Genomic DNA, 22,835 nt, shown 5'->3' with positions numbered 1-22,835 from the left:
AGCCGCGGCGGTGCGCCCAGTGCGCACGAGAGGCCCCTCGCCAAAGGGACAGTGCGTTCGGAATTCGACGGCGAGGCTTGCCGCGCCCCGCCGTCGGAGAAGGAAACGGGAAACGGCTTCGATCGCCTTGTCCGTCCGGGAGTTGGTGCCGCACTGTTCGTGCAGTACCCCTCGGCCCGGACGACCGGGTTTGGGAGGTTCCCGTGCCACATCTGTCCACCCCGTTCGGCGAGGAACTGAGGAAGCGGCGTCTGGAGGCCGGACTGAGCCTGACGGACCTGTCCGGTCTCGTGCACTACAGCAAGGCGCAGCTCAGCAAGGTCGAACGGGACATCAAGGCACCCAGCCGTGATCTCGCGCGGCTGTGCGACGCCGCACTCGGTGCGGACGGCGCACTGATCGCCCTGAGCACTCCCGTCGCTGTCGACTCACCTGCCGTGTCGGCGCCAGGCCGGGTCGAGGAGGAGAACTGGATGATGCAGTTGTCACCGAACGGCCCGAGCTCCTTCGGGCCCGTGGGCCGGCGCGAGGTGATGAATGCCGGTGTCGCCTCGCTGATGACCTGGAGGTCGGACGGATCGAGTCCGGCGTCCCCCGCCGCCGGCGCCGGCGCCGGCATGCTGGAAGCCTCACGCCTATTGTTCACGCACTACCGCAGACTCGGTCAGGCCGTGGAACCCGGCCTGCTCCTGCCCGTCCTGATCACGCAGACACACACACTCCGGGAACTGTCGGCGCAGAGCGACAGCGGCACCAGGCGACACCTGCTGGCGCTCGGTTCCCGATACGCCGAGTACGTGGGCTGGCTGGTGCAGGAGACCGGGAACGAGCGTGCGGCGCTGTGGTGGACGCAGCGTGCGGTCGACCTGGCCGCCGTCGGCGGTGATCAGGCACTGGCCGGTTATGCGCTGGTCCGCAGGGCGTTGATCACGCTGTACCGGGAGGACGCCGAGCAGACGATCGCGCTGGCCCGCCGGGCGCAGAGCGGCGTACTGCCGTCACGGATTCGCGGTCTCGCCGCGCAGCGCGAAGCGCAGGGTCATGCGCTCGCCGGTGATGTCGACGCCTGTCTCCGTGCCCTGGACCGGGCTCGTACTCTGCTCGCCCGCCGGGACGACGAAGCCGACGGTCCGGTGATCGGCCCCATGCATCTTCCGGATCCGGTCGGCATGGTCACCGGCTGGTGCCTCGTCGATCTCGGGCGGCCGCGCGAAGCGGGCGAGGAACTGGATCGGCAGCTCACTCAGGTCGGCCGCGGCGCGGTGCGTACGCAGGTGCGGTACGGCGTACGCCGCGCACTCGCTTATGCCTCCGCCGGCGAGATCGACCACGCCTGCGCGCTGACGGAGCCACTGCTCGACGGCGTGACGGCGGTCCGCTCGGCAACCGTCACGACCGATCTCCGGCGGCTCGCCCGAGTGTTGGGCCGCTACCCGGACCACCCTCTGGTACGCCGACTGGCACCGCGGCTCGGCACCTTGTCCCGCCCGACCACCCCCCTTGAGGAGTCACCGTCATGAGCGAGATCTTCATCAACTACCGTACCGGGGACGGAGAGAAGACAGCAGCCCTGCTCCGCCAGGGGCTGTCGCACCGCTTCGGCCCGGGACACGCGTTTCACGCGTCACAGTCCATCGTCCCCGGCGAGAGCTGGCCCGAACGGTTACTGACCGCTGTGCGGCGCAGTTCCGTACTTCTGGCCATCATCGGACCGGACTGGACGAACTTCCGTACCCGGCTGGATGATCCCGAGGACTGGGTGCGCAAGGAGATCGAGGAGGCCTTCCGGTGTGAGGTCCCAGTGGTCCCCGTTCTGGACGGACGCAAAACCAGCCGGCTGAGCAGGGCCGATCTCCCGCCCTCGTTACGACGGCTCGCCGATCTCCAGTCCATCGCGTTCGACTCCGGTGACACAGACGTGTGTGTCGCGCGCATCGGTGATCTGATGGCCGAGTTGATTCCCGGCCTCGACGACGGGTCAGGGACCGAGGCGGGGACGCCCGCGCCGGGCAGTATGACCAATTCCATCGGGGCTGTGAACGGTACAGCCGTACAGAGCCGTGGCTTCACGGGCGACGTCGGCACGGTCGTCAAGGGCGCCCACGGTCCCGTCCACACCGGGAACGGCAACATCTACTCGCATTCACGTCATGTCTCGGGCGACCGTCACTTCTCGGGTGACGGAATGACGTACTTCGAGGGTGACCACCACGGCGCCATCCAGCACCGGTTCGGTGAACGGGACGGTCACGAGGACGAGGACCGGTGATCCAGCGCACCGGCACCTGGGTCCGGGACTCGGGCGTCACGGTATCGGGCAACGGCGACGTCTATATCGGCATGCAGTTGCGGGACTCGGACAAACAGGCCTTCCGTCGAGTCGCCGAGGACCAACTCCGCCGACTGCGCTATGTACTGGTCGCTCCGCCGCGCATGGGCGAGGCTCGTGCCGTACTCGCAGACTCCGGCACCGTCGTCCTGGACGGTGTCCCGGGCATCGGCCGGTCGGCCGTGGCCCGCGTACTGCTCCACGAACACCACCGGGACTGTGGTGTCTTCCGCGAACTTCCGGCCGGTGAGGAGGACGAACTCTCCCTCCACGACCCCGCTCTGGTAGGGGCCGGTGACCAGTTGCTGCTGGACCTGTCCGCCGCGGACGACCGCCGCTGGGCCGCAGCTCAGGCCGACCTCCCGGCGCTGCGCAAGGCCGTCCACGAGCAGCGGGCCCATCTGGTCGTGGTCATGCCGCATCGAGGCGTGCTCGAACCGGACCTGCAGTACTGCCGCGTGGTGCTCGAACGGCCATCCGGTATCGGCGTCTTCCGGCGGCATCTGCGCCTGCACGGTGTGCCGCCTGAGCAGTATCTCCGGCCGGACGGCACCGTCACCGGGTTCCTCACGGCTGACAGGCCGATGCGGGAGATCGCGGAATTCGCCGACCTGGTGCGCCGGGCACGCGATGCCGGCCAGCCCGGAGACGGATTCGCTCAGTGGTGCGAGACGGCCGGGCGGGCGCGGAACGACGGACGGCGGGACGCCGCCGCGCTCGTCGCCAAGTTGCGGGAAGCCCCGCAACGAGCCCTGCTGATCGCCGTGTCCATGCTGCACGGGGCGCATGCCGATGTCGTTCACGGCGCGGCCGAGCAACTGCTGAGCCTCCTCGGGCCCCCGTCGGAGGGCGTCTCGCCGCTGCAGCAGCGAGACCTCGCCGAGCGACTCCTCGACATCTCGGCCACTGCCACCATCACTGGACAGGTCCGGTTCGAGAAATTGGACTTCGACTCAGCCGTCCGCGCCCATGTCTGGGACCACATGCCCGATCTCCGCCCCCACCTGGGCACCTGGGCCGCGAGGGTGGTGGAGCTGAACGACCCGCACGTCGTCACCCTCGTACGCGACAGCCTGGTGGAACGGGTGGCCGGTGAATACCTTCGGACCGGACGTGCGGACGAACTGGGGGACCTCGTCGAACGCTGGAGTACCGGTACGACGAGCCGGCCTCGTCTGGAAGCGGCCGTGCATGCGCTCACCCGCGGCCTGGCGGACCCGGTGCATGCCAGGGACTTTCGCCGGCAGATCTACCAGTGGTGCGCCAACGGGCGCCTCGACGGGGAACTCGCGCGGGTGCTGGTCCGCGTCTGTGCCGACGTCCTCGCGACCAGTCATCCGGATCAAGCCCTGGTCAGGCTCTACCACCTGGCCCGGCGTGAGCGCGGCACGACGCGTGCCCGGCAAGCGCTGTGCGATCTCGTGGCGCGCAGCCGCAGGCTCCACCGCGTGCTGCTCGACCGTCTCGCCCGCTCCGACTTCTCACCTGCCCATCTCGGGATCTTCCTCCAGGCCAGCGACCCCGAACTGTTGACACTCCACTCCGGCACCTCGCACGCGCTGATCGACGAGCAGAGCGCGCAGCGCTCCCTGACAACCTGCTGGCACGCGGTACTGACCGAACTGCCGCCTCCGCAGTGGCAGGCCGAAGCACGACGCTGGCTCCACCGGGCGGCCGCCGGCACCGGACCACACAGTGGGCTCCTGCTCGACCTCCTCGTCAGCGCAGCACAGCGGTGCACGGAGAAACGGGGCGAGGCCTTCGCTCTGCTGTACGCGTGCGCCCGCGACGCCGAGCGCACCGGTCCGGGAGATGCGGCGCGAGCCGCGGAGACCACCGGTCTGCTGCTGCACAAGATCAGCGCGGCTCAAAACATCGCTTCGGCCACACCGCCGACGATCTCACCCAGGGGGACTCGACCATGACCACCGCACGGAAGACCACAACCGTCTTCCTCACCGTTCTGAGCGCTCTTCTGCTGAGCATCGTCGGTCTGACGCAGCGGTGGCCCGCATGGGCTTGGCCACTGCTGGCAGTACTCCTGCTCGTCGTCCCCGCGGCCGTCTTCCGGCTCGCCTCGATACGCCGCGGCACCGTGCCGGTGGCTTTCGAGGAGCAGCTCACGGCCGCCCCCGTGGAACGCACAGAACACCGTGTCAACCAGGTAGTGCTGCCCAGCAAGTGGCCCGACTACGACTTCGTCTTCTCCGCGACGGTGCGCTGGTACCTGGTCGACGCTCCCACGAGTGCTCCCGTTCTCAACCCGGCGGGCCTCGCCGTCGACGCAATCCTGAAGCGGGCCCGCATCATCACCGAGCAACGAGAACCGGTCCGGTCCTCACTCGTCGAGCAGGAACTGTCCGGCGCCCTCAGTCGGATGGCGCCCGAGTCCACCGGGCACCTCCAGGCGATGGCGGAGAACATCCGGCTCGTCCTGGTGCAGCAGGACCAGGAGCGCCTAGACAAGCTGGCCGACGTACGCAAGGACGAGGAAGTCTGGGCCCACCAGCGCAAGTACGAGCAGAGCAGGCGCCGGTACCTGGGCGAGGACGTCCTCAAGAACACCGGCAGCGCGGTGGTCTGGTGGCTCACCAAGAACGACGAGCATGTGGAGCATACGGTGAACGACCTGGCCCTGCTCGCTCAGTTGACCTCGGCGGCCAATGACACCGACATTCCCGAACGGCTTCAGCATCTGATCTCTCAGCAAGCCGGCGAGCCGACGACGTCGGACTTTCCCGAGGCACAGCCTCCCTCAGCGCCGCAGGGACGGGAGACAGCCACGATGCGTCTCTCCGACTTCCTCGACAGCATCGGTTTCACCGATGGTGATGTACGCCGCCCGATGCTCGCGGCACAGATCGCCGGCCTCATCAAGGAGCAGAACCGCCACGAGACCGCCGAGGAGATCCAGCACCACTTCGATCCGCCGGCATCCCCCGCTCTGGACGACGAGGCGTCCGCCTCCGGCTCGTCCCTCGCCTAGGAGAAGGCACATGGACAGCGAACTGCCGTACTCGCGGCGCCGGGCGCCACCACGCGGACCTCGACACGTTCGACACGGTGGACAATCGCATCAGCGGTGGAGTCCCAGCACGGCCCTGTCGTCCCGTCGGGCACCGTGCTGGGCTGCCCTTCCCCGTGGATCACGTCGATCGCGCGGATCTCCAGTAGTGCCGGCGCAGTGAGGGCACCACGCGTTCCTGGACCAGGTCAGCCCGCCCGTTTCTGGCCGCCCTGAGGCAGTCAGTCAGGAAACGGGGAGCCGGGCCACCAGGCCGCAGGAAGACACGCATGGCGAGCCAGGCGGTGCGCTTGTTGCCGTCGATCAGCGCGTGATTGCGGGCGCCGGAGTGCAGCAGCGCCGCCGCCTTCTCGTGCAGCGCGGGACAGAGCTCGGCCCCGAACACGTTCGTCCGGGGTCGCTCGATCGCCGACACGAGAAGGCCCATGTCACGCACGCTGTGCTCGGCGCCGTTGACTGCTCGGGCGATGGCCAGGATCTCCGCATCGCTGTTCACCAGCTCGGCCAGGATGTCGTCGACCTGCAGCTCGGCCCGGTTCTGGGCGTCACGGATGGTCTCGATGGCGAGTTCCTGCTTACTCCGTCCCTCCCGGCGGGCCCGCTCGGTGAGCTCCGCGTCGAGATCGTCGGGGAGCCGGAGTGTCGTCGCCATACGGAGATGATGCCAAGCAGGTATCAAATGGCACGGTCGGGTCGTACTCCCATACGAGTCCGCGGGTCAGCCACCCTTGCCCGCCGGCTCCAGGATCGCCACGCACTCCACGTGATGCGTCATCGCGAAACATGCGGTACAGAAACATGTGGAAGTTTTCGCAGGTCAGCCGCTCACGAGAACGGTGTCTGGACAAAGCGGCCCTGTGCACTACGGGCGCTGTGAGCATTACGTGCGCGAAACTGACACACAGCACCGAGGTAGCTGTTTGCGGCATGAAAAGGCACAGACACCAAGGGAAGCGACGGAACGTTCGGCGAACCAGTGCAGACAGTGGCGTCGGGTCTCTGCGCGGTTAGCGCCCCGCTCAGGGCGTGATCGCTGCAGGGATGACCAGGACGACACAACGGAGTCCGGAGGGTCCAGCTCTCTCAAGACACCCGAAACTCCTGCGGAAGCCCCGGGCATGACCCCGGGTATCGTGCCCGGGGTGGGAGGACCGCATGAACCGGAACCCGCACATGAACGAAATATCCGGCTTCCGGAGCCGTGGTGCGCCGATTCGAACAGGGCCCGTTCAGGCGAGCCACAGCATCATCGCGTTGCCTGCCCGCGCTGCCGCACCGTAGAAGGCTCGGAGGTGGTGGAGGCAATCGAGGTAGATGTCGATGCCGTGGCCCGGACGGCCGTCTGATTCGGCGCCGAGAACACCCGTGAAGTCCAAGCACTCGAAGCGCCGCTGGAACTCGTCCTCCGAGAACGCCTCCAGCGCCTGAGCGACTGTCACCACCTCGGCGGCCGAGAAGGCTCGCGTTCCACCGTGATCGTCCGATTCGCCGGGGACCCTGCGCCCACCGACAATCGCCACGGCGGGGCCCGGATCTGCTTGGTTCCCGTTGGCCAGGATCACGGCCGTGATCTCCCAGCGCTTGGCGACTTGCCCGCTCTCGGCGACATACCTGTACGGGAAGGGCGACTCGCCACGCATCATTCGGTCGTAAACGTCTGGCGAGATGCGCCGCATGGTGAACTCGGCACTCATCGTGCCTCCTCGGTGGAGGAGGGGGCCTCGGCGAACAGAAGGACCATGCCCTCTCCATGGATTGCTGCCTTGGCGTAGAACTTCCGGAGACGGCGAAACGCGCGGACGCAGTCATCGACGCTGATCACCGGGGCGCCGTCCGCGCCCGCGCCCTGGGCCCCGGTGAAGTCGACCTGCTCATGCCGCCTTTCAATCACCTTGTCGATGAAGACGTTGAGAAGCCCGCTCGCTGCTACGACTTCAGCCGGCGAAAGAATCCGCGCCCTCGCCTTCTCCACCCCTGGCACCGCGCTGCCTCCCAAGATGGCGAGGGCATGCGTGTGCGGGGATTCGATAAACCCGTGGGCGAGGATCCGGGCAAGAACGTCCCACGTCTCGCCGACTCCACGCTCCTCCTTCTTGAAGTCGTCCAGGAAACCTTCCGCCGTCATCCTTTCGTACACATCTGCTTCGACTCGACGCATCACGAATGCGATCCCCACCCGCCGTGGTCCTTTCACGCAGCGAGTACAAACAGTTCTTCGAGTACGGGAGTAATGATCCGCCCCGCGCCCACGACCGCGGTACGTCCCACCATTCCGGCGGGACTTCCCATGGCCAGGCCGTTGAGCACCGTGGAGACGGTTGCTCCGGCGAGTCCTCTGAGGGAGAAGTCGATGGACATCCCCGTCACGCGGCTCTCGATGTGGGAGTGTACGACGGGACGGAACGGCATGGGGTCAATGGCCGCCAGGGGCCCGGGGCCATAGCCGGACAGGGCGGTGCGACTGGCCAGGCTGGAGGTGTTCGCACCTCCTGTCGTGCCGATGACCTGCAGCGGGTTGCTGGCGAAGTTCGGGATGCCCGTGGGTCGGCACACCCAGACCTGGGAGCTGCCCACTTCGGCACCCTGTGCGTGGAACTCGCTCAGGGCGGCACCCCAACGGCCCCGGCCCTTCTCCCGCTGGAGTTTGTCCAGTTTGTAGTAGATCAGGCCGTCGGTCTCACCGAGTGGAGCAATGTCCAAGTCGGGGTAGCGGTGGTTGGGGGCGACATCCGGGATGCCGAAGTGGTTCCACTCAGCGCCATTGAAGATGAGCATGACCCCTTCGTCACCGTTCGGGTCCTTCGGGTAGGGGCGCGCTTCGGGAACGATCGGGTCACCGGCCACCACGGGCCAGCCGAACTCGTTGTGGAAGCCCTGGATGTAGCCGGCGAGCTTGTTCACGGATGCCGTGCGGCTGCGTCCGTAGGTCGAGGCGGGCTTGACGTCCCAGATGGCGAATCCCGCACCCTGGGGTGTGGGAACCCCTGCCACGACGAGGTCCGGCTCGGCGATGTCGGACCAGTAGGTGGGATAGGTCATCGTCTTCCCACCCCAGACGGCGTTGGCTCCGGGCAGGTCCGCGTACACGTTCTCGGCTCCGTGCTGCGCGACCTCCTGCTCGTAGGCCATCCGCAGGGCGAAGTTGTGCTGGTAGCTGCCGCGGGCGCCGATCCACCAGCCGTTGCCGGGTGCGGGGTCCTCGCCACTGGGGTCGGTGAGGCGGGTGGGGGCGGCCTCACGCGCAGGCCGATCGGGTCGCGCCCGGTGAAGCGACCGGTCGCGGGGTCGTAGGTGCGTGCGCGGAGGTCCTGCTTTCCGGTGAGCACCTGGCCGTTGAGCTGACCGGTGAACCCGAAGGGGTTCGGGTCTGTCGAACGTTCGGTGTAACTGGGGTGGTTGAGGTTACTGACGGGCGGCTGACAGGCGGCAGTCGAAGGTGATGTCGAAGGCGTTCGGTGCGGTCTTCCATCGCATGGTCCAGCAGGCCTGGCCCTTGCCGGTTGGGTCGAGGGACATGATCGCCATGTAGACGCACTTCAGGGCGGCCTGCTCGTTGGGGAAGTGTCCGCGGGCCTTGTCCGCCCGGCGGATCCGCGCGTTCACCAACTCGATCGCGTTCGTGGTGCAGACGATCCTGCGGATCTCGGCGTCGAACCGCAGGAAGGGGGTGAACTCCTCCCAGGCGTTCTCCCACAGCTTCACGATCGCCGGATACTTTCTGCCCCAGGCGTCGGCGAACTCGGCGAACCGCCGCGCCCGGCGCAGCGTCACTTGCAGAAACGAACACCTGACAGCCCATCAGAACGAGCGTCAAATGAGCGTCACGAGCGTCATTTCAGCGTCAAGATATCGCCCGTAACGCCCACACCGCACATAATGCGCACGGGCAAAGCCGCAGGTCAGGAGCCCTTCGCGGCCGGTTCGAGGATGGCGACACACTCCACGTGGTGGGTCATCGGGAACAGATCGAACACCCGCAGCATCCGCACCCGGTACCCCCCGTCCCGGAAGTACCCCAGGTCACGGGCCAGCGCGGCCGGGTCGCAGGCCACGTAGGCGATCCTGCGGGCGCCCAGGGTCGAGAGGTGCTGGACCGTCTTGCGGCCGGCGCCCGCGCGGGGCGGGTCGAGGACGATGAGGTCGACCTCGTCGATGCCGGTGCGGGGCAGGACGGACTCGACCTTGCCCTGCTCGATGCGGACGCGGTCGAAGGCGGCGAGGTTGTGCCGGGCGTCCTCGACGGCGCGCTTGCCGGACTCGATGCCGAGGACCGCGCCCTGGTCGCCGACCCGGTCGGCGAGGGCGCCGGCGAACAGGCCGACGCCGCAGTAGAGGTCGAGGGCCATGTCGCCCTTGCGGGGCAGCAGGCCCTGCATGACCGCGGTCATCAGGGTGTCGGCGGCCTTCGGGTGGACCTGCCAGAAGCCGCCGGAGCCGACCCGGTAGGTGCGGCCGTCGGCGCGCTCGCGGACGAAGGGGCGGCCGTGGACGCGGTGGACGCCACCGTCCTTCTCGCCGACGCGCATGACCGAGACCGGGCGGTCCAGTTCGACGATGGGCAGGCGGGCGCCGGGCCGCGGGGTCAGGATGACCTGGCGGTCCTGGGAGCCGGTGGCCGCGATCGCCTCGACGGACTCCATGCCCGTCCAGTCCCGCGCCTCGATGCCCAGCTCGCTGACGCCCTCCGCCGCGATCATGCAGTGGTCGATCGGCTCGACCTCGTGGGAGCGGTGCTTGCGCAGGCCCGCGTGGCCCTCCGCGTCCACCGCGTACTGCACGCGCGTGCGCCACGACGGGACCTGGCCGGCCGGCACCTTGTCGCCCTCGGCCGGCATCACCGTGCCGTCCCAGCCGGCCTCCTCGGGGGTGAGGCCCGCCAGCCGCTCGAGCTGCTCGGCGACGACCTCGCCCTTCAGGCGGCGCTGGGCGCCCGGCTTGGCGTGCTGCCAGTCGCAGCCGCCGCACCGGCCGGGGCCCGCGAAGGGGCAGGGGGCCTCGATGCGGTCCTTGGAGGGGTCCAGGATCTCGACCGCGTCCGCGCGCAGGAAGCGGGCGCCCTCCTCGCCCTCCGTCACCCGGGCCACGACCCGCTCGCCCGGCAGCGCGTGCCGGACGAACAGCACCTGCCCCTCGGACGTACGGGCGATGCAGTGGCCGCCGTGGGCGACGGGGCCGATCTCGACCTCGTACTCCTCCCCCACCAGCGAGACCGCCTCGGACACGGCTCGCTTCTCCGCCTGCGACTTCTTCGGTTCTGCCTGCATGGCGGGGTGACTCCAGAGAACGGGGACGACAGGGATGACAAAGGACAGCAGCCGTCCAGTCTACGTGGACGAGGAGGAGTCCTTCGTACGGTCCTGGTGCTGGTGGTGGGCCGGCCCGCGCCGGACCGCGCCGGGCGCGCTCCAGTCCTGGCGCTTGCGGGCCCGGCGCCTGGCGGCCTCGGAGGACTCCAGCTGGTAGGGGACGGACGTGACCATGACGCCCGGCGTGAACAGCAGGCGGCCCTTGAGGCGCAGGGCGCTCTGGTTGTGCAGCAGGTGCTCGTACCAGTGGCCGACCACGTACTCGGGGATGATCACCGAGACCGCGTCGCGCGGGGACTCCTTGCGCAGGCCCTTGACGTACTCGATGACCGGCCGCGTGATCTCGCGGTACGGCGAGTCCAGGACCTTCAGCGGTACGGCGATGCCGCGGCGCTCCCACTCCTCGCGCAGCGCCTTCGTCTCGGCCGGGTCGACGTTGACGCTGAGCGCCTCCAGGCTGTCGGAGCGCATGAGCTTGGCGTAGGCGAGGGCGCGGAGCGTGGGGCGGTGGATCTTGGAGATCAGGACCACCGAGTGGACGCGGGAGGGGCGCACCATGTCGTCGCTCTGTGCCTCCTCGGGGTCCTCCGGGGCCGCGATCTCCTCGGCGACCCGGTCGTAGTGCTTGCGGATCGCCGTCATGGTCGCGAAGAAGATGCACATGCCGAGCAGCGCGACCCAGGCGCCGTGCGTGAACTTGGTCGCCAGGACCACGACCAGGACGAGGCCGGTGAAGAAGGCGCCGAAGGCGTTGATCGCGCGGGAGCGCATCATGTGGCGGCGCTTGGACTGGTCCCGCTCGCCGGCCAGGTTGCGGTTCCAGTGGCGGACCATGCCGATCTGGCTGAGCGTGAAGGACACGAAGACGCCGACGATGTAGAGCTGGATCAGGCGGGTCGAGTCGGCGCCGTAGACGACGACCAGGAGCATGGCGGCCCCGGCGAGGAGCACGATGCCGTTGGAGAAGGCCAGGCGGTCGCCGCGGGTGTGCAGCTGGCGCGGCAGGTAGCGGTCCTGGGCGAGGATCGAGCCGAGCAGCGGGAAGCCGTTGTACGCGGTGTTGGCGGCGAGGAAGAGGACCAGCGCGGTGGCGGCGGCCAGCACGATGAACAGGAAGCTGCCCTCGCCGAAGACCGCCTCGGCGACCTGCGAGATCACCGGGTGCTGGACGTAGTCCGCGCCGACGGCGACGCCGTTGTGGAAGAGCTCGGTGGCCGGGTTCTCCGACATCCGCACGTCGGTCGCGGAGGCCAGCGCGATGATGCCGCAGAACATGGTGACGGCGAGCAGGCCCATCATCGCGAGGGTGTTCCCCGCGTTCTTGGACTTCGGCTTGCGGAAGGCCGGGACGCCGTTGGAGATCGCCTCGACGCCGGTGAGCGCGGCACAGCCGGAGGAGAAGGCCCGCAGGAGGAGGAAGATCAGGGCGAAGCCGGCCAGACCGCCGTGTTCCGGCTTGATCTGGTAGTCCGCGGTCGGGGCGCGCATGGTGTCGTCCAGGACCAGGCCGCGGAAGGCGCCCCACACGATCATGATGAAGACGCCCGCGACGAAGACGTACGTCGGAATCGCGAACAGGGTGCCCGACTCCCTGACCCCGCGCAGGTTCATCAGGGTGAGCAGCAGGATCACGGCGACCGCGCACAGGACCTTGTGCTCGACGACGAAGGGGACCGCCGAGCCCAGGTTCTCGATGCCGGAGGAGATGGAGACCGCGACGGTCAGGACGTAGTCGACCAGCAGGGCGCTGGCGACGGTCAGACCGGCCTTGGGTCCGAGGTTGGTGGTGGCCACCTCGTAGTCGCCGCCGCCGCTCGGGTAGGCGTGCACGTTCTGCCGGTAGGAGGCGACCACGGTGAACATCAGGACCACGACCGCGACCGCGATCCACGGGCTGAAGTGGTACGCCGACACGCCCGCGATGGACAGGACGAGCAGCACCTCGCCGGGCGCGTACGCCACGGAGGACAGCGGGTCGGACGCGAACACGGGAAGCGCGATGCGTTTCGGCAGGAGCGTTTCGCCCAGCCGGTCGCTGCGCAGTGCGCGCCCGATGAGGATCCGCTTGGGCACGTCGGTCAGTTTGGACACAACAGAGGATCGTAAGCGTTCGAACGGGCGGCCGCCCCACCGCCACCCCCGATCCGTACACAGTCTGCTCTACGGGTGAATTCGGGGAGTGCTCCGGCTGCGGATTCCGCAGGTGACGGCATTCGCATGGCTATATGACTGCTTACCCGACAAGCGCTGCCCGTTTTCCGCCCATTGCCGCCCCTGGAGGTCCCATGCACCTGAGCGCAGAGCTGATCGGCGGCGCCGCCACGCTCGTAGGCCTCGGAATCCTGACGGTCGCCAGCATCCGCAGCATCTGCCGCCGGGGGTCGTCGGCCGGGGGATGAGACGGCTCCTGCGGCCCCCGGGGGCTTGCCGATACGTTGGATCCGGACGCCGGTACGTCGGCGCCCAGCGGGGGACCCGGCTTCCCGGGGCCCTAGCGGCGTCGGCGTCGGTGCGCACCGGCATGATGTTCCCCTGCGGCCCGCACACTGGCCGCGACGTGTCGCCAGGCGAGCCGAAAGAGAGACATGAGCAAGACATTCACCAAGGCCGGCGGGCCCGCAGGAAGCGCGGTGTGAGGCGATGCATATTGTCATCATGGGCTGCGGGCGCGTGGGCTCCGCGCTCGCCCAGACCCTGGAGCAGCAGGGGCACACGGTCGCCGTGATCGACCGGGACCCCACCTCCTTCCGTCGCCTCGGTTCCTCCTTCGGCGGCCGCCGCGTCACCGGCATCGGCTTCGACCAGGACACCCTGCGCGAGGCGGGCATCGAGGAGGCCGGCGCCTTCGCCGCCGTCTCCAGCGGCGACAACTCCAACATCATCGCCGCCCGCGTGGCCCGCGAGATGTTCGGCGTGGAGAACGTCGCCGCCCGCATCTACGACCCACGCCGCGCGGAGGTCTACCAGCGCCTGGGCATCCCCACCGTGGCCACCGTCCGCTGGACGGCCGACCAGATGCTGCGCCGGCTGCTCCCCTCGGGCGCCGAGCCGCTGTGGCGCGACCCCACCGGAGGCGTCCAGCTGGCCGAGGTGCACACCTCTTCGGCCTGGGTGGGCCACAAGATCAGCCGGCTCCAGGAGGAGACGGGCGTGCGGGTGGCGTTCGTCACCCGGCTCGGGGAGGCGATCCTGCCGTCCTCGCAGACCGTCCTTCAGGAGGGTGACCTCGTGCACGTGATGATGCGCACCGACGAGGTCCACAAGGTCGAGGCGGCGTTCGCCAAGGGTCCCGAAGAGGAGGGCGGTCACTGATGAGGGTCGCCATTGCCGGAGCCGGCGCGGTCGGCCGTTCGATCGCGGGCGAACTGCTGGAGAACGGCCACGAGGTCCTGCTCATCGACAAGGCGCCGACCGCCATCTCGGTCGAACGCGTCCCGATGGCGGAGTGGCTGCTCGCCGACGCGTGCGAGATCACGTCCCTGGACGAGGCGGCGCTCCAGCGCTGCAACGTCGTCATCGCCGCGACCGGCGACGACAAGGTCAACCTCGTCGTCTCCCTGCTGGCCAAGACGGAGTACGGCGTTCCGCGCGTCGTCGCCCGGGTGAACAACCCGAAGAACGAGTGGCTCTTCAACGAGTCCTGGGGCGTGGACGTGGCCGTCTCCACCCCGCGGCTGATGTCGGCCCTGGTGGAGGAGGCGGTGAGCGTCGGCGACCTGGTCCGGCTGCTGCGCTTCAGCCACGGCGACGCCAACCTGGTCGAGCTGACGCTGCCGGAGGAGTCGGCGCTGGCCGGTACCCAGGTCGGCGATGTCCAGTGGCCCGAGGACACCTCGCTGGTGACGATCATCCGCGGCACCCGGGTGCTGACGCCGTCCCGGGAGGACTCCCTGGAGGCGGGCGACGAGCTGCTCTTCGTCGCCGCGCAGGCCCGGGAGGAGCAGCTGGAGGACCTGCTGTCGGCGCGGCGGCGGCCCGACGGCGCGGTCTGACGGGGCACAGGACGGCCTACGGCGGTGGGGCGCCCGGAATTTCCCGGGCGCCCCACCGCCGTCTTGTCTCGTCCCGTCCGTCAGGCCTTGCGGTGCCTGCCACCGCGCAGGTCCGCGGCCTCCCCGTCGGCCTCGGACGGCCCCGGCAGGGCGCCGCCGGCCTCCTCCTGCTCGCGGTCGCGCCGTTCCCGCTCGGCCTTCTCGGCTTCTTCCGCCGCCTCCATCTCCGCGAACACGTCGATGGGAGCGGGCGCCTTGGCCAGGAAGACCCAGGTCAGCCAGACGGCGAGCAGGAAGGGCGGGATCTTCAGGGTGACCAGGACCCAGCCGAGCTGCTCGGTGTCCGCCCACCAGTACAGCGGGAAGAGGATCGCGCTCTTGGCGAGCAGGATCAGGCCCCACGCGTAGCTGGCCTTGGTGTACGCCTTCTTGCGGCCGGGGTTGCGGGTGCGCCAGGAGAGGTTCTCCTTGAAGACCGGGCCGAGGATCAGGCCGATCAGCGGCACCCCGGCCAACGAGGTGACGATGTACGCCAGCGCCAGACCCAGGGTGTAGAGCATGCCCGGCAGATAGAAGTTCTTGGCGTTGTCGGTCATCATCGCGAAGACCACGCCGAAGGCGACACCGAAGACCCCGCTGAACGCGTGCTTGACGGTGTCCTTCATCACGAGCCGCACGACGACCAGCACCACCGACACGGCCAGGGCCGCGATCGCCGACATGTGCAGGTCGTTGTTGAGGGTGAAGATGGTGACGAAGAGCAGGCCCGGCAGCACCGTCTCGATCATGCCCCGCACGCCGCCGAACGCCTCGAACAGCGCGGCCTCCGTCACCGCCCGGGCGTCGTCGGCCTCTGTCGTCTCTTCGGTCGGCTTGTCGAGCGACGTCACCGGCTACTCCCGTCCGAGGGGTCTCAGTTCGTATTTCGGGTTGAAGAGCACCCGGCGGCCGTGGCTCATGGAGATCCGGCCCGATGCGATGAGCTTGCGCCCCGGCTCTATGCCCACGATGGAGCGTCTGCCCAGCCACACCACGTCCAGGGCGGCGGAACCGTCGAACAGCTCGGCCTCCAGGGCCGGAACGCCCGCACGCGGCCGCAGGGTGACCGTGCGCAAGGTACCAGTAACCGACACGACCTGCCGGTCCTGGCAGTCTCCGATACGCGTGCAGCCGGCGGTGTCGGCGTCCTCGCGCAGTTCCTCCGACTCCAGGTCCTCCTGTGACGAGGAGAGCCGGTCGAACATGCGCCGGAACCGGCCCACCGGCTTGTCGGAACGCGGAGCAGCACTCATATCTGAAGCGTACCGGGGCACGCCGACAGCCATGCACCCCTCTCGGGACGGGATGGCGAGGCTCACTTCTCGAAGCGGTATCCCATGCCCGGCTCGGTGATGAAGTGCCGTGGGTGCGCGGGGTCCGCCTCGAGCTTGCGGCGCAGCTGGGCCATGTAGACCCGCAGGTAGTTCGTCTCCGTCCCGTACGACGGCCCCCACACCTCCTGCAGCAGCTGCTTCTGGCTGACCAGGCGCCCCGTGTTGCGCACCAGCACCTCCAGCAGATGCCACTCGGTGGGCGTCAGGCGTACGTCCCGGCCGCCCCGGTGGACCTTCTTCGCGGCCAGGTCGACGGTGAACTCCGGGGTGTCCACGACGACCTCGTCCTCGCCGCCGGGGACGGGCTCGGCCCGGCGGACGGCGGCCCGCAGCCGGGCCAGCAGCTCGTCCATGCCGAAGGGTTTGGTGACGTAGTCGTCGGCGCCCGCGTCGAGCGCCTCGACCTTCTCGTCGGAGGAGTGCCGGGCGGACAGCACCAGGATCGGCACCCGGGTCCAGCCGCGCAGCCCCCTGATCACCTCGACGCCGTCCATGTCGGGCAGGCCCAGGTCGAGGACCACCACGTCGGGGTGCCGGGCGGCGGCGAGCTGGAGGGCGGTGGCGCCGTCGTGGGCGGCGTCGACCTCGTAGTGCCGTGCCTTGAGGTTGATCACGAGGGCCCGCACGATCTGCGGTTCGTCGTCGATCACGAGCACCCGGGTCACAGGGCGGCCTGCCTTTCTGCTGTCGCGGGACGGGAGGTCGGCGCGGACGAGCCCACCGCGCGGAGGGTGAGGACCATGGTGAGGCCGCCGCCCGGGGTGTCCTCGGCGTTCAGGGTGCCGCCCATCGCCTCGGCGAAGCCGCGGGCCACGGCCAGACCGAGTCCCACCCCGGCCCCGCGCGGGGCGTCGCCGTAGCGCTGGAACGGCTCGAAGATGCGGTCCTTGGCCTCGTCCGGCACTCCCGGTCCCCGGTCCACCACCCGTACCTCGACGCGGTCCGCGAGGGCACTGGCGGCGACCAGGACGGTCCGGTCGTCCGGACTGTACTTGACGGCGTTCTCCACCAGGTTGGCCAGCGCCCGCTCCAGGAGCCCGGCGTCCACGGCGACCATGGGCAGCGTCTCGGGGATGTCCAGTTCCGCGCTGCCCTCGGGTACGCCGCCGAGCGCCATCGGCGCCACCTCGTCCACGTCGATCTCGCGGATCAGCGGGGTGACGGTGCCGGTCTGGAGGCGGGACATGTCGAGCAGGTTGCCCACGAGGTGGTCGAGGCGGTCGGCGCCCTCCTCGATGCCCTCGAGCAGCTCCGCCTGGTCCTCCTCCGACCAGGCCACGTCGTCGGACCTGAGGCTGGTCACCGCCGCCTTGATCCCGGCCAGCGGGGTGCGCAGGTCGTGGCTGACGGCGGCGAGCAGTGCGGTGCGGATGCGGTTTCCCTCGGCCAGCGCGCGGGCCCGGTCGGCCTCCTCGCGCAGGCGGCGCCGGTCCAGGACGACGGCGGCCTGGACGGCGAAGGCGGCCAGCACCCGGCGGTCCTCGGCGGGCAGGACCCGGCCGGTCAGCGCGAGGGCCATGTGGTCGCCGACGGGCATGTCCACGTCCGCGTCCTCCGGGCGGTCGACGGGCGGTCCCGACCCGGCGCGGCCCGCACAGGTCCAGGGCGCCACGTCGCCCTCCCGCTCCAGGAGGGCGGCCGACTCCATGCCGAAGGTCTCGCGCACCCGCTCCAGGAGCGTCTCCAGGCTGGTCTCGCCGCGCAGTACGTCACCGGCGAGGAAGGACAGGATCTCCGACTCGGCACGCAGCCGGGCGGCCTGGTGGGTGCGGCGGGCCGCGACGTCGACGACCGAGGCGACGGAGAGCGCGACGCCCACGAATATGGCGAGCGCAAGCATGTTCCTGGGGTCGGCGATGGTGATCCGGTTGACGGGGGGCGTGAAGAACCAGTTCAGCAGCAGCGACCCGACCGCGGCCGAGGCGAGCGCCGGGTACAGCCCGCCGAGCAGGGCGGCGGCGACGGTGAGCGCGAGGTAGAGCAGGACGTCGTTGGCGAGCCCGAGGTGCACCGTGCTGAGCAGCAGCGTCAGCAGCACCGGGCCGCCCAGACCCGCGAACCAGCCCCAGACGATCCGGGACCGGCCGAGCCGCGCCCCCCTGGCCACCGGCAGCCCGCGCCCCTTGGCGACCTCCTCGTGGGTCACGATGTGGACGTCCAGGTCGGAGCCGGACTCGCGGGCGACGGTCGCGCCGACGCCCGGCCCGAAGACGTACTGCCAGGTTTTGCGGCGCGAGGAGCCGAGGACGATCTGGGTGGCGTTGACGCCGCGGGCGAAGTCGAGCAGGGCGGCCGGTATGTCCTCGCCAAGTACGTGGTGGAAGGTGCCGCCGAGGTCCTCCACGAGGGTGCGCTGGACCGCCAGCTCCTTCGGGGAGGCCGAGGTCAGCCCGTCGCTGCGGGCTATGTACACCGCCAGCACCTCGCCGCCGGCGCCTTTCTCGGCCAGGCGCGCGGCCCGCCGTATCAGCGTCCGGCCCTCGGGGCCGCCGGTCAGGCCGACCACGATGCGTTCGCGCGAGCCCCAGATCTTCGAGACCCGGTGCTCGCTGCGGTACTGCTGGAGGTACTCGTCGGCCCGGTCCGCGACCCACAGCAGGGCCAGCTCGCGCAGGGCGGTGAGGTTGCCGGGGCGGAAGTAGTTGGACAGGGCCGCGTCGACCTTGTCCGGCTGGTAGATGTTGCCGTGGGCCATGCGGCGGCGCAGCGCCTGGGGCGACATGTCGACCAGTTCGATCTGGTCCGCGCGCCGCACCACCTCGTCCGGCACGGTCTCCCGCTGCCGTACGCCGGTGATGGACTCCACGACGTCGCCGAGTGACTCCAGGTGCTGGATGTTGACGGTCGAGACGACGTCGATGCCGGCGGCGAGGAGTGCCTCGACGTCCTGCCAGCGCTTGGCGTTGCGCACGCCGGGGACGTTGGTGTGGGCCAGCTCGTCCACCAGCGCCACCCGGGGGGCGCGGGCCAGGACCGCGTCCAGGTCCAGCTCGGTGAAGGCGGCGCCCCGGTACTCGACCTCCCGGCGCGGTACCTGTTCCAGGCCGCGCAGCATCACCTCGGTGCGCGCCCTGCCGTGGTGCTCGACGAAGGCCACGACGCAGTCGGTGCCCCGTTCGACGCGCCGGTGCGCCTCGGAGAGCATCGCGTACGTCTTGCCGACGCCCGGTGCCGCACCGAGGTAGATCCGAAGCTTGCCGCGTCCCATGGCCTCATTGTCTTCCGGTCACCGCTGATTGCGCAGCGTCGACCCTACGACCCACAATCGCGGCAAAAGGGGCGGAGGCGGGGATGCCGCTCGTCCTTGACGGAACTCTGACGCCGGGGCGTCACTCCTCGACGATCTCCCCGTCGCGCAGCTCCAGCACCCGGTCGGCGAGGTCGAGCAGGGTGGCGTCGTGGGTGGCGACCAGGGCGGTGACCTGCTCGCTGCGTACGACGGCCCGCAGCAGCTCCATCACGGAGTGCCCGGTCTCGGCGTCCAGCTGGCCGGTGGGTTCGTCGGCGATCAGGAGGGCGGGGTTGTTGGCGAGGGCGCGGGCGATGGCGACCCGCTGCTGCTGTCCGCCGGACATCTCGCCGGGGCGCTGGGCGGCGTGGTCGGCGAGGCCGACCAGGGAGAGCAGCAGCTCGACGCGTTCCTCGCGTTCCTTCGGCGCGGCCCGGCGCAGCCGCAGCGGTACGCCGACGTTCTCGGCGGCGGTGAGGATCGGGATGAGTCCGAAGGACTGGAAGACGAAGCCGACCCGGTCCCGGCGCAGGGCGAGCAGTCCTTCCTCGTCCAGCTCCGCGAGGTTTTGGCCGTCGACCTCGACCCGCCCGGCGTCCGGGGTGTCGAGACCGCCGACGATGTTGAGCAGGGTGGTCTTCCCGGATCCCGACCGCCCCTTGAGGGCGACCAGCTCGCCGCGCGGCACGTCGAGGGAGACGCCGCGCAGGGCATGTACGGCGGCGCTGTCCCGGCCGTACGACTTGCGCACGTCCTCGACGCGCACCATGGTCTCCGTGACCACCTGGGTCATGTCGTGCCCTCCCCCGTCGTACTCGGTGAACCGGGCGCCAGTATCACCGGCGGCGGCGGACGGATCAACGGCCGGGCCCCGATCGGGTCCGCACGACCCCGCCGACCGGCAGCGCCAGGGCCTGTCCGGCGGATCAGGGCGCAGGAAAGAAGCGGTACCTCATCGGCGCTGGTGAGCGGGGTCTGGTGCGTGCAGCTGCAAGGCGGAGGAGGGCGTCGACGCGGAGCGTCGGCGACTGACGACAACGCTGCAGATGGGCGTGCCAGACCCCGCGTCTGCGACATGATCCGCCGGAGAGGCCCTGGGGGCCGCGTCCTCCTGGGGACGCGGCCCTCGTGGTGCGCGTACGGCCGGCGGCCGTACCGGGGCCTTGCCTACCGCACCTCGGTGATCTCCGGTCCGCGCTGGAGCTGGCCCATGCCGCCGGCGAAGCGGGAGCCCTCCTCCTGCTGCACGCCCTCGGGGACCATCTGCGCGTCGTTCGGCAGCTTCAGGACGATGGGGTCCCTGGGGGCCATCGGGCCCTCGCCGCGGACGACGACCGTGTCCCGGAAGATCTGCTCCAGCAGACCGGCGGCCTGCGGCTGCACCGCGCCCTGGCCGGAGATCACGCCGCGCAGGAACCAGCGGGGCCCGTCCACGCCGACGAACCGCACGACCTGGAAGCCGCCCGTGCCGTCCGGCAGCTGCACCGGGACCTGGGCCCGCAGCTCCCAGCCCAGCGGACCCTCGACCTCGTCGATGATGCCGCCCTGCTGCGTGATGCCGGAGCCGATCTCCTCGCGCACCTCGCCCCAGATGCCCTCGCGCTTGGGCGCGGCGAAGCCCTGGAGCTGGATGGCGCTGTCGCGCAGGACGACGGTCGCGGCGACGATGGCGTCGCCCGCGACCTCCACCCGCAGTTCCATGCCGTCGACCCCGGGGATGAACAGGCCGCCGAGGTCGACCCGGCCCTCGCCCGGGTCGCGGACCTCGGTGTTGTCCCAGGGCCCGTCGGGGCGCGGCTCGGGCTCGAGCCGCACGCGTTCGCGCTCTTCGTCCGCCTCGGTGTCGACGCTGTCGACGACCTGCTCGGTCTCGCCGGCCGCGTCCTCGGCGGCGTCGTTCTTCTTGCGACGTCCGAACACGTCACTGTCCTTCCCGGTCGGATACGACCGAAGCGTATCGATTCCCACCCGTCGGGCCGCCTTCGGCGACCTGACCGCTTGTGCCGCTTGCAGGGTCCAGCCCGGCGTGGCCGCCGGTGGACCCGAAGCCCCCCTCGGCCCGCGCCGAGCCGGGAAGTTCCGCGACCTGACGGAAGCGGACCCTCTCGACCTGCTGGACGACCAGTTGGGCAATCCGGTCGAAGCGCTCGAACCGCACGCTCTCGCGCGGGTCGAGATTCACCACGATCACCTTGATCTCCCCACGGTACCCGGCATCAATCGTCCCCGGGGCATTCACCAGGGCGACGCCGCAGCGTGCGGCCAGTCCGGAACGTGGGTGCACGAAGGCCGCGTACCCCTCGGGGAGGGCGACAGACACGCCGGTGGGCAGAACGGCGCGCTCGCCGGGCGCCAGCTCGCGGTCGACGGTGGTGCGCAGGTCGGCGCCCGCGTCTCCGGGCTGCGCGTACGCCGGAAGCGGTACGTCGGGGTCGACGCGGCGGATGAGCACCTCGAGGTCGGCTCGGCTCACGGGTTCACCTCGAAGGCGCGGGCGCGGCGGAGCTGGTCGGGGTCGTCCATGGCGGCGCGGATCTCCTCCTCGCGGCCGTTCTGGACGAAGTGCTCGACCTTGACCTCGATGAAGAGGGCGTCGGCGCGGACGGCGACGGGACCGTCGGGCCCGCCGATCCGGCCGGTGGCGGTGGAGTAGATCTTCCGGCCGGCCACCGCGGTGACCTCGGCCTCCAGGTACAGCGTGGTGTCCACGGGCACCGGCCGTCGGAAGTCGGTCTCGAGCCGTCCGGTCACCGCGATCGTGCGGAGCAGCCAGTTCAGCGAGCCCAGCGTCTCGTCCAGGGCGGTGGCCAGCACGCCGCCGTGCGCCAGACCGGGAGCGCCCTGATGGGCGGGGCGGACGGTGAACTCGGCGGTGATCGACACGCCTTCGCCCGCGCGCGCCTGGAGGTGCAGTCCGTGGGGCTGGTCGCCGCCGCAGCCGAAGCACTGGCCGTAGTGGGCACCGAGCAGCTCGCCGGGGGCGGGCGCGTCGGGGTGCCGTACGGGTTTCACGGCGTCGGCGGGGGGCTGAAGACCTGGGGAAGTACCACTCACAGGCGCAGACCTTACCCGCGCGTCGGCCGAACACCGATACCGTGCCAAGCTTGCTTCATGCAGCTCTCCACGGCCCCGTACGAAGAACGCCTCACCGCGCCCCGCTACTGGTGGCTGGTCTCCTTCCTGGTGGGGCTGGCGTTCGCGCTGATCCTGCTGCCGTTCGGCACGCTGCCGATGCTGGGCGGCCTGGCGGGCGGCACCGCGGTGGCGGCGGTGGCGGCCAGTTCGTACGGCGCGGTCCGCATCCGGATCGTGGGCGACTCGCTGATCGCGGGCGAGGCGAAGGTGCCGCTCGCGGCGCTGGGAGAGGCGGAGATCCTCGATCCGGAGGAGGCCCGCGCCTGGCGCACGTACAAGGCCGACACCCGGGCGTTCCTGCTGCTGCGCGCCTACATTCCGCGGGCCGTGCGGGTGCTGGTCACGGACCCGGAGGACCCGACTCCGTACCTGTATCTGTCGACGCGTGAGCCGGAGCGGCTGATCGAGGCGCTGGAGGCGGCGAAGGCCGCGGCCGCGTAGGCGGG

Annotated in this window: 21 protein-coding genes and 3 pseudogenes; 7 read left to right on the top strand and 17 right to left on the bottom strand. The window is 70.0% G+C overall.

The window, feature by feature from the left end; translation table 11 throughout:
* Positions 1-203: 203 nt before the first annotated feature.
* From ACZ7MF_RS30245 to ACZ7MF_RS30230, 4 genes are read left to right on the top strand one after another with little or no spacing between them, the layout of a single operon-like run.
* Positions 204-1,520, top strand: coding sequence for a helix-turn-helix domain-containing protein (locus ACZ7MF_RS30245; protein ID WP_471481446.1), 1,317 nt, complete (start codon positions 204-206; stop codon positions 1,518-1,520).
* Positions 1,517-2,269 (top strand): toll/interleukin-1 receptor domain-containing protein, encoded by a 753-nt coding sequence (locus tag ACZ7MF_RS30240; protein ID WP_471481444.1) that lies wholly within the window; start codon positions 1,517-1,519, stop codon positions 2,267-2,269. Before ACZ7MF_RS30245 ends, ACZ7MF_RS30240 begins: the two co-directional genes overlap by 4 nt.
* A complete protein-coding gene (locus tag ACZ7MF_RS30235; RefSeq protein ID WP_471481442.1) occupies positions 2,266-4,254 on the top strand; it encodes a hypothetical protein in 1,989 nt (662 codons plus the stop codon). Before ACZ7MF_RS30240 ends, ACZ7MF_RS30235 begins: the two co-directional genes overlap by 4 nt.
* The gene (locus ACZ7MF_RS30230; RefSeq protein ID WP_471481440.1) at positions 4,251-5,315 is read left to right on the top strand and encodes a hypothetical protein; all 1,065 of its coding nucleotides are present in this window, start codon (positions 4,251-4,253) and stop codon (positions 5,313-5,315) included. Before ACZ7MF_RS30235 ends, ACZ7MF_RS30230 begins: the two co-directional genes overlap by 4 nt.
* A 160-nt stretch (positions 5,316-5,475) precedes the next feature.
* On the opposite strand, the gene ACZ7MF_RS30225 is transcribed toward ACZ7MF_RS30230, so the two are convergent.
* The 9 genes and pseudogenes from ACZ7MF_RS30225 to ACZ7MF_RS30185 form a co-directional block, all read right to left on the bottom strand.
* Complete coding sequence (locus ACZ7MF_RS30225) at positions 5,476-5,853, bottom strand: type II toxin-antitoxin system death-on-curing family toxin (RefSeq protein WP_471481852.1); 378 nt, start codon at positions 5,851-5,853, stop codon at positions 5,476-5,478.
* Positions 5,827-6,006 (bottom strand): annotated as a pseudogene (locus ACZ7MF_RS30220) (ribbon-helix-helix protein, CopG family); the annotation flags it as partial. The gene ACZ7MF_RS30225 and the pseudogene ACZ7MF_RS30220, both read right to left, overlap by 27 nt.
* Before the next feature lie 577 nt (positions 6,007-6,583).
* A complete protein-coding gene (locus ACZ7MF_RS30215; protein WP_471481438.1) occupies positions 6,584-7,048 on the bottom strand; it encodes a DUF1877 family protein in 465 nt (154 codons plus the stop codon).
* Complete coding sequence (locus ACZ7MF_RS30210) at positions 7,045-7,530, bottom strand: hypothetical protein (protein WP_385931227.1); 486 nt, start codon at positions 7,528-7,530, stop codon at positions 7,045-7,047. The genes ACZ7MF_RS30215 and ACZ7MF_RS30210 overlap by 4 nt, the downstream gene beginning before the upstream one ends.
* A 14-nt stretch (positions 7,531-7,544) precedes the next feature.
* Positions 7,545-8,441: a hypothetical protein gene (locus ACZ7MF_RS30205; protein WP_471481436.1), complete on the bottom strand. Its 897-nt coding sequence runs from the start codon at positions 8,439-8,441 to the stop codon at positions 7,545-7,547.
* Positions 8,390-8,716: pseudogene (locus tag ACZ7MF_RS30200) on the bottom strand (RHS repeat-associated core domain-containing protein); the annotation flags it as partial. The gene ACZ7MF_RS30205 and the pseudogene ACZ7MF_RS30200, both read right to left, overlap by 52 nt.
* Positions 8,717-8,756: 40 nt before the next feature.
* Positions 8,757-9,095, bottom strand: a pseudogene (locus tag ACZ7MF_RS30195) (transposase); the annotation flags it as partial.
* A 158-nt stretch (positions 9,096-9,253) separates the two neighbouring features.
* Complete coding sequence (locus ACZ7MF_RS30190; protein WP_356862501.1) at positions 9,254-10,618, bottom strand: class I SAM-dependent RNA methyltransferase; 1,365 nt, start codon at positions 10,616-10,618, stop codon at positions 9,254-9,256.
* A gap of 60 nt (positions 10,619-10,678) precedes the next feature.
* Positions 10,679-12,751 (bottom strand): APC family permease, encoded by a 2,073-nt coding sequence (locus tag ACZ7MF_RS30185; protein ID WP_471481434.1) that lies wholly within the window; start codon positions 12,749-12,751, stop codon positions 10,679-10,681.
* 549 nt (positions 12,752-13,300) lie between these two features.
* On the opposite strand from ACZ7MF_RS30185, the gene ACZ7MF_RS30180 reads away from it, so the two are divergent.
* Both ACZ7MF_RS30180 and ACZ7MF_RS30175 read left to right on the top strand, forming a co-directional pair.
* Positions 13,301-13,972, top strand: coding sequence for a potassium channel family protein (locus ACZ7MF_RS30180; RefSeq protein WP_061442112.1), 672 nt, complete (start codon positions 13,301-13,303; stop codon positions 13,970-13,972).
* On the top strand, positions 13,972-14,652 hold the full coding sequence (locus ACZ7MF_RS30175) for a potassium channel family protein (RefSeq protein WP_087806775.1): 681 nt from the start codon (positions 13,972-13,974) through the stop codon (positions 14,650-14,652). The genes ACZ7MF_RS30180 and ACZ7MF_RS30175 overlap by 1 nt, the downstream gene beginning before the upstream one ends.
* Before the next feature lie 80 nt (positions 14,653-14,732).
* On the opposite strand, the gene ACZ7MF_RS30170 is transcribed toward ACZ7MF_RS30175, so the two are convergent.
* The 8 genes from ACZ7MF_RS30170 to ACZ7MF_RS30135 form a co-directional block, all read right to left on the bottom strand.
* Positions 14,733-15,542, bottom strand: a complete 810-nt coding sequence (locus tag ACZ7MF_RS30170) for a DUF3159 domain-containing protein (protein ID WP_471481431.1) — start codon at positions 15,540-15,542, stop codon at positions 14,733-14,735.
* A gap of 3 nt (positions 15,543-15,545) precedes the next feature.
* Positions 15,546-15,944 carry an OB-fold nucleic acid binding domain-containing protein gene (locus tag ACZ7MF_RS30165; protein ID WP_076976707.1) on the bottom strand — a complete coding sequence of 133 codons (399 nt, stop codon included), beginning with the start codon at positions 15,942-15,944 and terminating at the stop codon, positions 15,546-15,548.
* Between the two features lie 62 nt (positions 15,945-16,006).
* Positions 16,007-16,690, bottom strand: coding sequence for a response regulator (locus ACZ7MF_RS30160; RefSeq protein ID WP_365618914.1), 684 nt, complete (start codon positions 16,688-16,690; stop codon positions 16,007-16,009).
* Positions 16,687-19,233: a sensor histidine kinase gene (locus tag ACZ7MF_RS30155; protein WP_471481429.1), complete on the bottom strand. Its 2,547-nt coding sequence runs from the start codon at positions 19,231-19,233 to the stop codon at positions 16,687-16,689. Before ACZ7MF_RS30155 ends, ACZ7MF_RS30160 begins: the two co-directional genes overlap by 4 nt.
* Before the next feature lie 121 nt (positions 19,234-19,354).
* The gene (locus ACZ7MF_RS30150) at positions 19,355-20,047 is read right to left on the bottom strand and encodes an ABC transporter ATP-binding protein (RefSeq protein WP_471481427.1); all 693 of its coding nucleotides are present in this window, start codon (positions 20,045-20,047) and stop codon (positions 19,355-19,357) included.
* A gap of 374 nt (positions 20,048-20,421) precedes the next feature.
* Positions 20,422-21,174 (bottom strand): DUF3710 domain-containing protein, encoded by a 753-nt coding sequence (locus ACZ7MF_RS30145; protein ID WP_471481425.1) that lies wholly within the window; start codon positions 21,172-21,174, stop codon positions 20,422-20,424.
* A gap of 1 nt (position 21,175) precedes the next feature.
* The gene (dut, locus tag ACZ7MF_RS30140; protein ID WP_356862489.1) at positions 21,176-21,727 is read right to left on the bottom strand and encodes a dUTP diphosphatase; all 552 of its coding nucleotides are present in this window, start codon (positions 21,725-21,727) and stop codon (positions 21,176-21,178) included.
* Positions 21,724-22,308 (bottom strand): PaaI family thioesterase, encoded by a 585-nt coding sequence (locus ACZ7MF_RS30135; protein WP_093457139.1) that lies wholly within the window; start codon positions 22,306-22,308, stop codon positions 21,724-21,726. The genes dut and ACZ7MF_RS30135 overlap by 4 nt, the downstream gene beginning before the upstream one ends.
* A gap of 57 nt (positions 22,309-22,365) precedes the next feature.
* On the opposite strand from ACZ7MF_RS30135, the gene ACZ7MF_RS30130 reads away from it, so the two are divergent.
* On the top strand, positions 22,366-22,830 hold the full coding sequence (locus ACZ7MF_RS30130) for a DUF3093 domain-containing protein (protein ID WP_356862485.1): 465 nt from the start codon (positions 22,366-22,368) through the stop codon (positions 22,828-22,830).
* The last annotated feature ends 5 nt before the right edge of the window (positions 22,831-22,835 follow it).

Source organism: Streptomyces sp. NPDC111628 (assembly GCF_055635195.1).
The sequence above is the reverse complement of the archived record's forward strand: the minus strand, read 5'-3'. Positions and strand labels throughout refer to the sequence as shown.

Bases quoted from the DNA above. Each gene is read 5' to 3' on its own strand.
- ACZ7MF_RS30240 (WP_471481444.1), top strand. From the start codon at position 1,517: ATGAGCGAGATCTTCATCAACTACCGTACCGGGGACGGAGAGAAGACA.
- ACZ7MF_RS30215 (WP_471481438.1), bottom strand. From the start codon at position 7,048: ATGAGTGCCGAGTTCACCATGCGGCGCATCTCGCCAGACGTTTACGAC.
- ACZ7MF_RS30150 (WP_471481427.1), bottom strand. From the start codon at position 20,047: ATGACCCAGGTGGTCACGGAGACCATGGTGCGCGTCGAGGACGTGCGC.
- ACZ7MF_RS30155 (WP_471481429.1), bottom strand. From the start codon at position 19,233: ATGGGACGCGGCAAGCTTCGGATCTACCTCGGTGCGGCACCGGGCGTC.
- ACZ7MF_RS30175 (WP_087806775.1), top strand. From the start codon at position 13,972: ATGAGGGTCGCCATTGCCGGAGCCGGCGCGGTCGGCCGTTCGATCGCG.
- ACZ7MF_RS30165 (WP_076976707.1), bottom strand. From the start codon at position 15,944: ATGAGTGCTGCTCCGCGTTCCGACAAGCCGGTGGGCCGGTTCCGGCGC.
- ACZ7MF_RS30230 (WP_471481440.1), top strand. From the start codon at position 4,251: ATGACCACCGCACGGAAGACCACAACCGTCTTCCTCACCGTTCTGAGC.
- ACZ7MF_RS30130 (WP_356862485.1), top strand. From the start codon at position 22,366: ATGCAGCTCTCCACGGCCCCGTACGAAGAACGCCTCACCGCGCCCCGC.
- ACZ7MF_RS30190 (WP_356862501.1), bottom strand. From the start codon at position 10,618: ATGCAGGCAGAACCGAAGAAGTCGCAGGCGGAGAAGCGAGCCGTGTCC.
- ACZ7MF_RS30180 (WP_061442112.1), top strand. From the start codon at position 13,301: ATGCATATTGTCATCATGGGCTGCGGGCGCGTGGGCTCCGCGCTCGCC.